This window comes from Agromyces neolithicus, from assembly GCF_039529735.1.
Lineage (GTDB): Bacteria > Actinomycetota > Actinomycetes > Actinomycetales > Microbacteriaceae > Agromyces > Agromyces neolithicus.
The window spans coordinates 64623-77666 of the sequence record NZ_BAAANJ010000001.1 but is presented as its reverse complement, the minus strand read 5'-3'; the positions used below and the strand labels follow the sequence as shown (position 1 = coordinate 77666).

At 69.7% G+C, this 13044-nt stretch carries 14 protein-coding genes; 10 read left to right on the top strand and 4 right to left on the bottom strand.

The window, feature by feature from the left end; genetic code table 11:
• Window positions 1-43 precede the first annotated feature (43 nt).
• The gene (locus ABD164_RS00360; protein ID WP_344292260.1) at window positions 44-1081 is read right to left on the bottom strand and encodes an alpha/beta hydrolase; all 1038 of its coding nucleotides are present in this window, start codon (window positions 1079-1081) and stop codon (window positions 44-46) included.
• Between the two features lie 123 nt (window positions 1082-1204).
• On the opposite strand from ABD164_RS00360, the gene ABD164_RS00355 reads away from it, so the two are divergent.
• A complete protein-coding gene (locus ABD164_RS00355) occupies window positions 1205-1477 on the top strand; it encodes an antitoxin (protein WP_344292258.1) in 273 nt (90 codons plus the stop codon).
• Complete coding sequence (locus ABD164_RS00350) at window positions 1474-1836, top strand: type II toxin-antitoxin system PemK/MazF family toxin (RefSeq protein ID WP_344292256.1); 363 nt, start codon at window positions 1474-1476, stop codon at window positions 1834-1836. The genes ABD164_RS00355 and ABD164_RS00350 overlap by 4 nt, the downstream gene beginning before the upstream one ends.
• 35 nt (window positions 1837-1871) lie before the next feature.
• Here ABD164_RS00350 and ABD164_RS00345 read toward each other — a convergent pair whose 3' ends face one another.
• Entirely contained in the window at window positions 1872-2405 is a 534-nt protein-coding gene (locus tag ABD164_RS00345; RefSeq protein WP_344292254.1) for a GNAT family N-acetyltransferase, read from the bottom strand.
• 271 nt (window positions 2406-2676) lie between these two features.
• On the opposite strand from ABD164_RS00345, the gene ABD164_RS00340 reads away from it, so the two are divergent.
• From ABD164_RS00340 to paaZ, 6 genes are all read left to right on the top strand, one after another.
• Window positions 2677-4800, top strand: coding sequence for a DEAD/DEAH box helicase (locus ABD164_RS00340; protein WP_344292252.1), 2124 nt, complete (start codon window positions 2677-2679; stop codon window positions 4798-4800).
• Between the two features lie 250 nt (window positions 4801-5050).
• On the top strand, window positions 5051-5770 hold the full coding sequence (locus tag ABD164_RS00335; protein ID WP_344292250.1) for a hypothetical protein: 720 nt from the start codon (window positions 5051-5053) through the stop codon (window positions 5768-5770).
• A gap of 163 nt (window positions 5771-5933) precedes the next feature.
• Window positions 5934-7130 (top strand): acetyl-CoA C-acyltransferase, encoded by a 1197-nt coding sequence (locus ABD164_RS00330; protein WP_344293345.1) that lies wholly within the window; start codon window positions 5934-5936, stop codon window positions 7128-7130.
• Window positions 7131-7283: 153 nt separating this feature from the next.
• Window positions 7284-8060 (top strand): enoyl-CoA hydratase/isomerase family protein, encoded by a 777-nt coding sequence (locus ABD164_RS00325; protein ID WP_344292248.1) that lies wholly within the window; start codon window positions 7284-7286, stop codon window positions 8058-8060.
• On the top strand, window positions 8057-8944 hold the full coding sequence (locus tag ABD164_RS00320) for a 3-hydroxyacyl-CoA dehydrogenase family protein (RefSeq protein WP_344292246.1): 888 nt from the start codon (window positions 8057-8059) through the stop codon (window positions 8942-8944). Before ABD164_RS00325 ends, ABD164_RS00320 begins: the two co-directional genes overlap by 4 nt.
• A gap of 26 nt (window positions 8945-8970) precedes the next feature.
• Entirely contained in the window at window positions 8971-11067 is a 2097-nt protein-coding gene (gene paaZ / locus ABD164_RS00315; RefSeq protein ID WP_344292244.1) for a phenylacetic acid degradation bifunctional protein PaaZ, read from the top strand.
• Window positions 11068-11109: 42 nt separating this feature from the next.
• On the opposite strand, the gene ABD164_RS00310 is transcribed toward paaZ, so the two are convergent.
• Together ABD164_RS00310 and ABD164_RS00305 are read right to left on the bottom strand one after the other, a co-directional pair.
• On the bottom strand, window positions 11110-11520 hold the full coding sequence (locus tag ABD164_RS00310; protein ID WP_344292242.1) for a type II toxin-antitoxin system VapC family toxin: 411 nt from the start codon (window positions 11518-11520) through the stop codon (window positions 11110-11112).
• Entirely contained in the window at window positions 11520-11804 is a 285-nt protein-coding gene (locus tag ABD164_RS00305) for a ribbon-helix-helix domain-containing protein (protein WP_344292241.1), read from the bottom strand. The genes ABD164_RS00310 and ABD164_RS00305 overlap by 1 nt, the downstream gene beginning before the upstream one ends.
• A gap of 7 nt (window positions 11805-11811) precedes the next feature.
• Between ABD164_RS00305 and ABD164_RS17990 the strand changes: the two genes are divergently transcribed.
• Both ABD164_RS17990 and ABD164_RS00300 read left to right on the top strand, forming a co-directional pair.
• Complete coding sequence (locus ABD164_RS17990; protein WP_425545873.1) at window positions 11812-12048, top strand: DUF6228 family protein; 237 nt, start codon at window positions 11812-11814, stop codon at window positions 12046-12048.
• A 27-nt stretch (window positions 12049-12075) separates the two neighbouring features.
• Complete coding sequence (locus ABD164_RS00300; RefSeq protein ID WP_344292239.1) at window positions 12076-13020, top strand: DUF1254 domain-containing protein; 945 nt, start codon at window positions 12076-12078, stop codon at window positions 13018-13020.
• Window positions 13021-13044: the final 24 nt, after the last annotated feature.

The window sequence follows — 13044 nt, the reverse complement described above, 5'->3', positions numbered from 1 at the left end:
GGCAGGTCTCGTGGCGCCGAGCTCTGCCGTGCGGCCGCGCCGCTCAGCCGAGGAGCGCGTGCAGGAACGCGGCGACCTTGGCGCGCAGCCGCTCGTCGAGGATGCCGATCGAGTGCTCGCCACCGGGCACGATCGCGAGCTCGACCGGCACGCCCGCGGCCGAGAGGCTCGTCGCGAAGCGCTGTGACTGCCCGAGCGGCACCACCTCGCTCTCAGCGTGCCCGATGAAGACGGGCGGGTCGCTCACGTCGGCATGGGTCGCGGGCGAGGCATCCGCCGCCTGCGGGCAGTTCGCATCGCTCGCGCCCGGTTCGCAGCCCAGGTACGCACCGATGATGCCGCGAAGCCAGACGGATGCCCCGTCGGCGGCCAGTTCGGCCGCACCGAGTCCTACCGGGCCCGAGAGCTCGGCGACCGCCGCCACCCGCGATCCCGCATCGAGCGGGCCCTCGCCGCGCGTACCGAGCAGCGCCGCGAGGTTGCCGCCCGCCGAACCGCCGAAGGCGCCGATGCGTGCGGGGTCGATGCCGAACCGGTCGACCTGCTCGGGGGCGCGCAGCCATTCGACGGCGAGGGCGACATCGTCGATCGCCGACGGGAAGATCGCGTTCGGCACGAGCCGGTAGTTGACGGAAGCCGCGACGAAGCCCTCGCTCGCGAGCCACATGCACACGTTGCGCCAGTCGGTGTTGGCCTTGTCACCCCGGGTCCAGCTGCCGCCGTGGATCGAGACGACGGCGGGCAGCGTGGCGGCGACGTCGACGGTCGAGACCGACGCGATCGGGGCGGCGGGGCGGCACACGTCGAGGGTCAGCAATGTGCCGTCTTCGCGGGTGCCGTACTCGAGGTCGGCCTCGACCCGGATGCCTGCGGGCGGCGTGAACGTGCGGATGCCGACGACCTCGTCGGTGACGACCTCGCTTTCGGCGTTCGACCCCGGCGGGTCGATCTCGCGCAGCTCGAGATGGAAGCCCGTGAGCGCGCCGACACCCGCGATGGCGGCGACGATGGCCGTGGCGGCCGCTGCAACCCGCCGTCGTCGCCGGGTGCCGGGGCCACCTGTGATTCGGGTCGAGTTCACACCGGGCTCCGGGTTCAGGGGTGCAGTGATGCTAACTCACGTTGCGACGATGTGGAAACGCTCTCTCACGGAGGTGGACGCATATGGGGTCGTGGACGGCGATTGCTGCGGTAGCATCGGGGTATGACCAAGGTGAGCATCAGCCTTTCGTCGGTCGATCTGGCCTTCATCGACGATGTTGCGGTGCGGTACGACGGCAACCGCTCGGCGGCGATCCACGAGCTGGTGCGGCTCGGGCGCGAGCTCGCGGCATCCGATGACTATGCGGCTGCGTTCGATGAATGGGAGTCGTCGGGTGATGCCGAAGCCTGGGAGTCCGTCGCCGTCGATGGGCTCGGCATATCAGGCCGGCAGGCCGACGTCGACGGGTCGAGCGCCGAGCGGCGCGCTCAGTGAGACGCGGCGACGTCGTCCTCGTCTCGCTGGACCCTGCGCCTCACGGCGAGGCTGCGAAGCTGCGCCCCTGTGTACTGGTCAGCAACGATGGCGCGAGCGGGGTTGCCGAGCGACTCGGTCGAGGTGTCGTGACCGTGGTTCCGATCACGTCGAACGTCGCGCGGGTGTACCCGGGCTTCGAGGTGGGCATCTTCGATGGCGACACGTTGTCGGTCATGGGTCTCGGCACCCCGTCGAAGGCGCAGGCCTCGCAGGTGCGCACGCTGTCGATCGCGCGAATACGAGGCGCGATCGGGCATTGCCCGCCCGCCGTGCTCACTGAGCTCGACGCTGCCATCCGGTTCCACCTGTCGCTGTAGTCGGGCGACGGCGAAGCGAGACGCGACCGGTGCGTCTACGAACGGCAAGCGGGTCGGTTCGTTGCCGTGTCGAGCGATTTCGCGAAGCACACCGAGTGCGCCTCGCCGACGTACTGGCCGAACTGCGGGATCTCGCGATAGCCGTGACGCGTGTACAGCGACTGCGCGGCGTCGTGCAGGTCGCCGGTCTCGAGCACGATCTGGCGAATGCCGCGAGCCTCGGCATCTGCCTCGATGCGGGTGAGCAGGGCGGCCGCGACGCCCCGGCCACGGGCCGACGGGTCCACGAACATGCGCTTCAGTTCGCCGCGGGCCGGAGCCGGGGCATCCGCTCGATCGTCTGAATCGGCGGCAGTCTCGACGACGAGGGCCGCGATGCCCACCGCGCGTTCACCGTCGCGCGCGACGTAGAAGGCGACCTCTGGGCGTTCGAGCGTCGAGATGTCGAGCAGGAAGTTGCTCTCGGGCGGGTAGAGGCTCTGCGCATAGGCGGTGCTGCCGTCGAGCAGGCGCTCGACCCCGGGTTGGCGGGGCGGTTCGATCGAGACGGTGACGGATGCTTCGGGCACGCGCCGAGCGTACGTGGCGCGTGTTACGTGGGGGTTTCGGGGCGTGCTCGGGGCTTTCCCAGCCGATTTCCGGTATCGTTGCCGAGTCGGTTCTGGACACCGCACACGTCGTGCGGATGGGTTTGTGAGTCCAAAGGGCCGGTTTCGGGGCAGTCGCCCTCGAATAGTCACCGTATGTGAACGGCCCCGGTCGACGATGTTCCGGGTTCTCAGTGTGCTGCGCTCGCAGTGGCGCTGCCATGTACTCAGTACAACCCAGGAAGTCATCACCATGCCCAAGAACAAGAAGCCCAAGGGCGGCAGACCCGCCCGCAACTTCGATCCGTCGTACGCGAAGTCCAGTTCGAAGAAGCCCGGCTCGCGCAGCGCCGGTCACCGTGGCTACCGCCCCGAAGAGACGGATGCCCCGGCCAAGACCCGTTGGTCGCGCGACGAGCGTGTCGCTGCCGGTCGCAGCCCGCACCGCGGTGATCGCGAGGGGCGTTCGTACGACCGCGACGACCGCGCCCCTCGTACCGGTGGCGAGCGTGGCGGCCGTTCGTTCGACCGCGACGACCGCGCCCCTCGTACCGGTGGCGAGCGTGGCGGCCGTTCGTACGACCGCGACCGCAACGAGCGGGCTCCTCGCTCGTTCGACCGTGACGACCGTGGCCCCCGTCGCGAGTACGGCGACCGCCCCGCACGCCCGCACTATCGCGAAGACCGCCCGGCTCGTTCGTACGACCGTGACGATCGTGCCCCTCGTCGTGACCGTGACGACCGTCCGGCCCGATTCAATGACCGCGACGACCGTGGCCCCCGTCGTGACCGCGACGACCGCGCGCCTCGTTCGTTCGACCGCAGCGACCGTGCCCCCCGTCGTGACCGTGACGACCGTCCCGCTCGTTCGTACGACCGCGACGACCGCGCGCCCCGTCGTGACCGTGACGACCGCCCGGCGCGTTCGTTCAACCGTGACGACCGAGCGCCGCGCCGCGACTTCGACCGTCCCGGCTTCCGCGACTCCGAGCGCCGCCCGTCGAGCTTCTACCCCGCGAAGAGCACCACGACGCACTTCACGCCGGCCGACGACGTCGTGCTCGAACGCCTCGAAGCCGAGGCCATCCAGGCCGACGAGGTCGACGGCGTGAGCTTCGCCGACCTCGGACTCGGCAACAACGTCGTCCGTGCGCTGAAGGACCTCGGTGCCGAGTCGCCGTTCCCGATCCAGGCCGCGACCATCCCGGTCGTGCTCGAGGGTCGCGACGTGCTCGGCCGCGGCAAGACCGGATCGGGCAAGACCATCGCCTTCGGCGCCCCCACGGTCGAGCGCCTTATGACGCTTTGGGCCGAGAGCGGCAAGGCCGGTGGCAAGCGCCAGATGGGCCGAAAGCCCCGCGCGCTCATCCTCGCCCCGACCCGCGAGCTCGCCCTGCAGATCGACCGCACGGTGCAGCCCATCGCGCAGAGCGTCGGCCTCTTCACCACGCAGATCTACGGCGGTGTGCCCCAGGGTCGCCAGGTCGGCGCGCTGCAGCGCGGCGTCGACATCGTGATCGGCACGCCGGGCCGCATCGAGGACCTCATCGAGCAGGGCCGCCTCGACCTCAGCGAGGTCGTCGTCACGGTGCTCGACGAGGCCGACCACATGTGCGACCTCGGATTCCTCGAGCCTGTGCAGCGCATCATCCGCCGCACCTCCGAGGGCGGGCAGAAGCTGCTCTTCTCGGCCACCCTCGACCAGGGCGTCGCGATGCTCGTGGACGAGTTCCTCGTCGACCCGGCAGTGCACGAGGTCGCCGGCGAAGACCAGGCCTCGTCGACGATCGACCACCGCGTGTTCGTCATCGAGAACCGCGACAAGCGCGACATCGTGGCCCAGCTCGCGAACCGCGACGGCAAGACCCTCGTGTTCAGCCGAACCCGCGCGTTCGCCGAAGACCTCACCGATCACCTCGAGGACTACGGCATCCGCGCCGTCGCCCTGCACGGCGACCTCAACCAGTCGCGCCGCACGCGCAACCTGCAGCAGCTGACTTCGGGCCGGGTCAACGTGCTGGTGGCCACGGATGTCGCAGCCCGCGGCATCCACGTCGACGACATCGATCTCGTGATCCAGGCCGATGCGCCCGACGAGTACAAGACCTACCTGCACCGCTCGGGCCGCACCGGCCGCGCCGGCAAGCAGGGCCGGGTCGTCACGCTCATCCCGCGCAACCGCCAGCGTCGCATGACCGAGCTGCTCGACCGCGCCGAGATCGACATCGACTTCGTCGACGTGCGCCTCGGCGACGACCTGCTCGGCCAGCTCGAAGGCGACCGCGCGGCCGCCGAAGTCGAGGTCACCGAGGTCGAGGCCATCGAAATCGCCGAGATCGACGCCGATGCTGAGGCCGACGAGGAACTCGCCGGCTGAGGCATCCGCTCGCTCGAACGCGGAGCCCGCGCCCTCACGAGCGCACCCGCCCATGACTCCGACACTGATGCCACCTGGCATCAGTGTCGGAGTCTGAGCGTTGGGGCGCCTGTCCGCCCGGGTGCCGGCGCCGGGCCGGATCGGCGTGGGGCTGTCGCCGGGCGGGGTGCGCCGATACGATGAGCGCGACGCGCGGGGTCGTCAGGTGGCGACCAGACATGGTCCGGGCGTGAGGCCTGGAGGGTTCGCCATGACCGATGACCGCAACCCGCAGGGTGCTGCGCCGCAATCTTCGCCTGCGCCGGCAGCGACCGCGGCAGCAGCGACTGCGCAGCCCGCGACAGTGAGCCGCGCGATGCTCATCTGGTTCGGCGTCGGCATCGTCGTGCTGTCGTTCGTCGCGGCGTTCCTCGGCTCGACGCTCGCGAGGTCGGGCGATCCGACCGCGCCCGTCGCCACGCAGGCCCCGGTACCGACGATCGACGAGGACGACCGAGCTGCCTACGAAGAGGCGATCGAAGAGATCCTGCCCGCCGGCGCCGCGGTGCGAGCCGGCACCGGGGCGCCCGAGTCGGGCAAAGGTTTCGACGGCGAACTGTACATCGACATCTCGACGTCAGACCTCTACCTCTTCGCGGACGATGACTGGACGCTCGTCGGCAACATCCGTGCCGAGGCCGCCGAGAACCTCACCGGCGCGACCGGCGCCGCGGGTGCGACCGGCGCGACGGGCGCCACGGGTGCGACCGGCGCCACCGGATCGCAGGGTGAGGCCGGTGCCCCCGGCGCTCCCGGCACGCAGGTGAACCTCGGCGTCGGTGCGCCGCAGAACGACACGTGCACGGCCGACGGCGACGTCTACATCGACACCGAGACCGTCGCGTTCTACCAGTGCACCGCCGGCTCGTGGGTGCTGTTCGGACCTGCGCCTGTGCAGCCCATGCCGACTGCCGAGCCCGAGGAGGGCTGATCCGCGGTCGGGTCGAGTGGCGCCCGGGACATCCGTTTGCCATAATTACTTGCTGAACGGTCGGTCAGGAATTCCGACCGTGCGGATGCCGCGGACTCCTGCCTACGCTGGGAGCAGCGTTCCACAGACAGTGCGGTCAGGAGGCAGTGCCATGAACAGCGGCATGGCGGAGGCATATCTCGTCAGCGGTGTGCGCACCCCGGTCGGGCGCTACGGCGGCGCGCTCGCGGGCGTGCGGCCCGATGACCTCGCGGCGCTCGTGGTCGGAGAGCTGGTGCGGCGCACCGGGCTCGACCAGGCCGGCGAGCTCGGTGCGATCGACGAGGTCATCCTCGGCGGTGCCAATCAGGCCGGCGAAGACAACCGCAACGTCGCGCGCATGTCGGTGCTGCTCGCCGGGCTGCCCGACGAGGTTCCCGGCATCACCGTGAACCGGCTCTGCGCGTCGGGCATGTCGGCGATCACGATGGCCTCGCAGGCGATCCGCGCGGGCGACGCCGACCTCATCATCGCGGGCGGTGTCGAGTCGATGACCCGCGCGCCTTGGGTGCAGGCGAAGCCCGAGAAGCCCTGGGCCCGCCCCGGCGCCGCCTACGACACGTCGATCGGCTGGCGGTTCCCGAACCCGAAGCTCGTCGCCCGCGACAAGGCCACGTTCTCGATGCCCGAGACCGCCGAAGAGGTCGCCCGCGTCGACGGCATCACCCGAGACGAGGCCGACGCGTTCGCGCTGGGATCGCAGCAGAAGGCGGCGGCGGCGATCGCCGCGGGTCGCTTCGAGGCCGAGATCGTCGGTGTGCCGACCCACCGCGGCGAGGTGCTCGTCGACGAGGGGCCGCGGCCCGAGACCACCCTCGAGGTGCTCGCCGGGCTGCGGCCGGTCGTGCACGGCGGGTCGGTCGTCACCGCGGGCAACTCGAGCGCCCTGAACGACGGCGCCTCGGCGATCCTCGTCGCGAGCGCGGCCGCCGTCGAGCGCTACGGGCTCACGCCGCGCGCCCGCGTGGTCGTCGGGTCATCAGCTGGGCTCGCGCCTGAGATCATGGGACTCGGGCCGGTTCCCGCCACCGAGAAGGCGCTCGAACGCGCCGGCATCGACCTCGACGACATCGGCTCGGTCGAGCTCAACGAGGCGTTCGCCACCCAATCGATCGCGTCGATGCGCCGGCTCGGACTCGACCCCGCGCGGGTGAACGTCGACGGCGGAGCGATCGCGCTGGGACATCCGCTCGGCTCATCTGGATCACGACTCGTCGTGACCCTGCTCGGACGTATGGAACGCGAGCAGTCGCGCTACGGCCTCGCGACCATGTGCGTCGGCGTTGGCCAGGGCACGGCGCTCATCGTGGAGCGGGTGTGATGGGGCGGCTGCGAACATGTGCGTCGGCGTCGGACTGCGCTCGACACGGCACGGCGCTGATCGTGGAGCGGGTGTGATGGGTCGGCTGCGAACATGTGCGTCGGCGTCGGACTGCGCTCGACACGGCACGGCGCTCATCGTGGAGCGGGTGTGATGGGTCTCGATACGCTCGCTGGCGCTCGCTACTCGACCGACGGTCCGCTGCTCGTCGAGCGGCGCGACGACCGCGTCGTGGCGACCCTCAACCGGCCCGACGTGCGCAACGCGATCGACCAGGCCATGATCGACGCGCTGCACGTGCTGTGCGCCGAACTCGAGGCGATCCCGCGCACGCTCATCCTCGCCGGCGCGGGCGGCGTCTTCGCGTCGGGTGCCGACATCGCCCAGTTGCGTGAACGGCGAGCCGATGATGCACGCCGGGGCATCAACGCGCAGGCGTTCATTCGCGTGGCCGAGCTGCCGATGCCCGTCATCGCCGCGCTCGACGGGTACGCGCTCGGCGGCGGCGCCGAGCTCGCCTATGCGGCCGACATCCGCATCGCGACGCCCGCGCTCAAGATCGGCAACCCAGAGACCGGGCTCGGCATCATCGCCGCGGCCGGAGCGAGCTGGCGCCTGCGCGAGATCGTCGGTGAAGCCCGCGCGGCCGAACTGCTGCTCACCGGGCGCACGATCGGTGCTGCCGAGGCGCTCGAGATCGGGCTCGTGAGCGAACTGCACCCCGCCGACGAGCTGCTGCCCGCCGCGCACGCGATCGCCGACCGCATCGGCCGCAACGACCGGGCCGCGACCATCGCGACCAAGCGCGTGATGCGCGCGCCGCGCGCCTTGCACCCCGCGGTCGATCTCGACGAACAGGCCGTGCTGTTCGAGAGCCCCGAGAAGCTGCGGCGAATGACCGAGTTCCTCGAGCGGAAGCAGAAGAAGTGAACGACGATCTCGAGACATCCCGACCCGCGAGCGGAGCGCCCGCAGATGTCGGCGTGCTCGGCGGCGGCCGCATGGGCGCGGGCATAGCGCACGCATTCCTGCTCGCGGGCTCGCGCGTCACCGTCGTCGAGCGCGACGCCGAGGCAGCCGCGGCCGCAGCCGCACGGGTGCGCGAGTCGGTCGAGGCGTCGATCGCGCGCGGCACCTCCGACAATGACGCGGCGACGCTCGCCTCGCGATTCGCGACGAGCACCGACGTCACCGACTTCGCCCCCTGCGACCTGGTCGTCGAGGCCGTGCCCGAAGACCTCGAACTGAAGATCGACGCCCTCACCCGCGTCGAATCCGTGCTGGCTTCCGGCGCCGCACTCGCGTCGAACACCTCGTCGATCTCGATCGACCAGCTCGCCGCCCTGCTCGACCGGCCCGGCCGGTTCGTCGGCATGCACTTCTTCAACCCCGTGCCGGCCTCGACGCTCGTCGAGATCGTGCGCGGCGAGGCATCCGCTGCTTCGCTCGTCGACGACGCGCGCGAGTGGGTGCGCGCGATCGGCAAGACGCCGATCGTCGTGGCCGATGCTCCCGGCTTCGCGTCGTCGAGGTTGGGGGTGGCGCTCGGGCTCGAGGCGATTCGCATGCTCGAAGACGGCGTCGCCTCGGCCGAAGACATCGACGCCGCGATGTCGCTCGGGTACAAGCACCCGGTGGGCCCGCTGCGACTCACCGACATCGTGGGCCTCGACGTGCGGCTCGGCATCGCCGAGTACCTCGCCTCGACCCTCGGCGAGCGGTTCGCGCCGCCGGCCCTGCTGCGGCGCATGGTGGCTGAGGGCAAGCTCGGCCGCAAGAGCGGCGAGGGCTTCTACCTGTGGGATGCCCGATGACCAGAACCGATCGAGAGGGAGCGACAATGACCGAGATGCTGCCGAGCTATGTGAACGGGCAGTGGTGGGTGCCGGATGCGGCGGCTGCGGCAGCCGCGACCGAGGTGCGTGATGCATCGACGGGCGAGGTCGTGACCCGCGTGTCGACCGAGGGACTCGACCTCGGCGCCGCGCTCGAGTACGCACGCACGGTCGGGCAGGCGAGCCTCGGTGAGCTGACGTTCCACCAGCGGGCGGTGCTGCTCAAGCAGATGGCCTTGGCCCTCACCGAGCGCAAGGCCGAGCTCTACGAGCTGTCGAGCCGCACCGGCGCGACCAAACAGGACTCATGGGTCGACATCGACGGCGGCATCGGCGTGCTCTTCACGTACTCGGGCAAAGGCCGCCGCGAGATGCCCAACGCCAAGGTCTACGTCGACGGCGCCGTCGAGAACCTCTCGAAAGACGGTTCATTCCTCGGACGGCATATCTACACTCGCCTGCCGGGTGTGGCCGTGCAGATCAACGCCTTCAACTTTCCGGTGTGGGGGTCGCTCGAGAAGTTCGCGCCCGCATTCCTCGCCGGCGTGCCGACGCTCGTGAAGCCCGCGACCCCCACGGGGTACCTCGCCGAGGCGTTCGTGCGCATTCTGGTCGAGTCGGGTCTGCTGCCCGACGGGTCGTTGCAGCTCGTCTCGGGCAGCGTGCCGACGCTCTTCGACCACCTGCGACTCGGCGACCTCGTGGGCTTCACCGGGTCGGCGTCGACCGCCGAGAAGCTGCGTGCGAACGACTCAGTGCAGACCGGCGGCGTGCGGTTCACCAGCGAGACCGACTCGATCAACGCGAGCGTGCTCGGCACCGACGCGGTCGACGGCACCCCCGAGTTCGACGCCTACGTGAAGCAGCTCGTCGTCGAGATGACCACGAAGGCGGGGCAGAAGTGCACCGCCATTCGCCGGGCGATCGTGCCCGAGGCATCCGTCGACGCCGTCATCGACGCGGTGCGCGCGCGCATCGCCGAACGCGTCGTCGTGGGCGACCCTCGTGCCGAGGGCGTGACGATGGGTCCGCTCGCGTCGACCGCGCAGCGCGACGAAGTGCTGCGCCAGGTCGGTCGCCTCGAGCAAGCCGGCGGGCAGTTGGTGATCGGGTCGACGGATGTCCCGGCCGTGACGCTCGCCGACGGCTCGACCGGCGCTGCCGCCGACGGCGCGTTCGTCGCACCCATGCTGTTGCGTTTCGCCGACGCCTCGAGTCCCGCCCTGCACGACGTCGAGGCGTTCGGCCCGGTCGCGTCGATCATCGGCTACGACTCGCTCGCCGATGCGACCGCGCTCGTCGCGCGCGGCGGTGGATCGCTCGTGACGAGCGTGGCGACGCACGACCCGTCGGTCGCCGTCGAGCTCGCGGCCGGCATCGCCGCCTTCAACGGCCGCGTGCTCTTCCTCGACCGCGACGACGCCCGCTCGTCGACCGGACACGGCTCGCCGCTGCCGAACCTCGTGCACGGCGGCCCGGGCCGAGCCGGCGGCGGAGAAGAGCTCGGCGGCATCCGCGCCGTGCTGCACCACATGCAACGCACCGCGGTGCAGGGGTCGCCCGAGATGCTCACCGCGCTCACCGGCGTGTGGCACGCGGGAGCGGCATCGCAGCCCGGTGGGGTGCACCCGTTCCGCAAGTCGCTCGCCGAGTTGCGGCTCGGCGACCAGGTGGTGTCGGCGTCACGCACGGTCACGCTCGACGACATCGAGACGTTCGCCGAGTTCACGGGCGACACGTTCTATGCCCACATGGACGAGGAGGCGGCCGCCGCGAACCCGTTCTTCCCCGGCCGGGTCGCACACGGCTACCTGCTCGTGTCGTGGGCAGCCGGGTTGTTCGTGGACGCCGCGCCCGGACCGGTGCTCGCGAACTACGGCCTCGAGAACCTGCGGTTCATCACGCCGGTCTCGCCGGGCGACTCCATTCGCGTGGAATTGACGGCGAAGCAGATCTCGCCGCGCGAGACCGACGAGTACGGCGAGGTGCGCTGGGACGCGGTGCTGAAGAACCAGAACGACGAGCTCGTGGCGACCTACGACGTGCTCACGCTGGTGGCGAAAGAGCAGGCGACGGCGTCGGTGTCGCCCTCGGTCGATTAGGGCCGGGCGAAACCGGACGCGTATCGAGGCCTGACACCCCGGCTACGCGGGCGACGCCGTGACGAGCCCGAGCCCGTCGGCCGCGTCGATCAGCCGTCGGTCGTATGCCCAGACTTCGTCGACGTCGAAGATGGTGGCGGAGGCGAGGTGGATCGCGTCAAGCGTGCGGAGCATCGGCGGCCCGATGCGGCGAGCGATGGATGCGACCTGTGCCGTAATCGGAATCTCGCCGACGCCTGAGAGGGCGACCTCGGTGAGTGCAGCGATCTCGGCGGGGGATTCACTGTCGAGGCGATTTCGCATTGCGCGAGACACTTCGATCCAGGCCAGCGTCGAAGAGACGAACTCATGGCCGGCGGCCAGTGCGGCCTGCATCGAATTGATGAACCGTATGGACTCCGCCTCGCGAACTGCGCGTTTGATCAATCCGCTGCTATCGACGTAGACGAGCATCAGATGCGGTCGTCTCGATCGAGCAGTTGCGACGTGGTCATCCCAGGCGGGAGCTCGAGGAGGCGATCAGCCACGGTGAACGGATGCCGCGGCGGCAGGATACCCGCCGGGCGGCGGCGCCCACCAGCAGGTGCTTCGTCACGAGCATTCGGCGGGCTGCCCTCGTGCTCGAGGAATGCGTCGAGCGCGCGTCGCAGGACCTCTTGCTGGCTGAGACCCGTGCGCGCCGAGTATTCCTGCAGCGCGGAAGCAGCATCTTCTCGGAGACGGAGATTTGTCGCCATGTTGTAAATGGTACCAGTCGGTACCGGATTGGTACACGCGCGTGCGCATGTTGAACGGCAACGCGAGCGCGGCCGGCAGGGAACGAAGACGTGGATCTCCCTCGAGGGAGATCTCGCCTTCACCGCCGCTCACTCGGGTTCTCATGTGAGCTTCTCCATGAACATCGAATCGCCCTCGGAATGGAAAGCTCAGGTTGAGCTGAGCATCGGTGCCGCCGAGGACCTTTCTGCCGGGATAGTGTGACAGGTTGAGCAGATGGGAAGCCACAGGATGAGCGCACTGACGGTCGATGTCGACAACTTCAAGCGGGTCGAGACCGACACGATGATCGAGCGGATGTTGCCGATCATCGGCGGTATCGGCGTGTTCCACCACGATCGAGCGCTCGCGCCCCTCGATGAGCAGCCGGTGATCCGGCAGAACCGCGACACGCTCTACTCGGTCGCCATCGTCGACCTCGGTTTGGGTCCGGTGACTCTTACGATCCCCGATGTCGGCGACCGCTACATCTCGGTCATGGTCATCAACCAGGACCACTACATCAACCGCGTCTTCCACCAGGCTGGCTCCTACGAGCTCACGACCGACGAGTTCGGAACGCAGTACCTGATCGTTGCCGCGCGAATTCTCTTCGACCCGAACCGCGACACCGACATCGCCGAGGTGCACGCCCTCCAAGACCGGATGACCCTCACCTCCCCGCGCGGGCAGGAGTTCTTCCACCCCGACTACGACCAGGAGAGCCACAAGCAGGTGCGCGACGCGCTGCTCGTGCTCGCCAAGACGATGGGCGGCTTCGCCGGCTGCTTCGGGTCGAAGGAGGACGTGGATCCGGTGCGTCACCTTGTCGGGACCGCGGCCGCCTGGGGCGGACTGCCCGATGCCGAGGCCTCGTACATCAACGTCGACCCCCAGCTGCCGATCGGCCGATATTCGATGACGTTCCGGGATGTACCGGCCGACGCGTTCTGGTCGGTGAGTGTCTACAACGCGGCCGGGTACTTCGAGCCCGGCCCTTCGGGCATCACGAACGTCAACTCCGTGTTCGCGACCGCCGATGCCGACGGGTCGACGACAGTGCACCTCGGCGACCATGACGACGACGTGCCGAACCGCATACCGCTTCCCGAGGGGTGGAATCTACTCATCCGCCTGTACCGGCCTCGACTCGAGGACCTGGCGTCATGGCAGGCGCCCGAGATCATCGCGGACTAACGAGCCATCTCGACCGTCGCGAGA

Bases quoted from the DNA above. Each gene is read 5' to 3' on its own strand.
- ABD164_RS00325 (WP_344292248.1), top strand. From the start codon at position 7,284: ATGGGTCTCGATACGCTCGCTGGCGCTCGCTACTCGACCGACGGTCCG.
- ABD164_RS00310 (WP_344292242.1), bottom strand. From the start codon at position 11,520: ATGCTCGTCTACGTCGATAGCAGCGGATTGATCAAACGCGCAGTTCGC.
- ABD164_RS17990 (WP_425545873.1), top strand. From the start codon at position 11,812: ATGGTACCAGTCGGTACCGGATTGGTACACGCGCGTGCGCATGTTGAA.
- ABD164_RS00340 (WP_344292252.1), top strand. From the start codon at position 2,677: ATGCCCAAGAACAAGAAGCCCAAGGGCGGCAGACCCGCCCGCAACTTC.
- ABD164_RS00305 (WP_344292241.1), bottom strand. From the start codon at position 11,804: ATGGCGACAAATCTCCGTCTCCGAGAAGATGCTGCTTCCGCGCTGCAG.
- paaZ (WP_344292244.1), top strand. From the start codon at position 8,971: ATGACCGAGATGCTGCCGAGCTATGTGAACGGGCAGTGGTGGGTGCCG.
- ABD164_RS00355 (WP_344292258.1), top strand. From the start codon at position 1,205: ATGACCAAGGTGAGCATCAGCCTTTCGTCGGTCGATCTGGCCTTCATC.
- ABD164_RS00335 (WP_344292250.1), top strand. From the start codon at position 5,051: ATGACCGATGACCGCAACCCGCAGGGTGCTGCGCCGCAATCTTCGCCT.
- ABD164_RS00330 (WP_344293345.1), top strand. From the start codon at position 5,934: ATGGCGGAGGCATATCTCGTCAGCGGTGTGCGCACCCCGGTCGGGCGC.
- ABD164_RS00300 (WP_344292239.1), top strand. From the start codon at position 12,076: ATGAGCGCACTGACGGTCGATGTCGACAACTTCAAGCGGGTCGAGACC.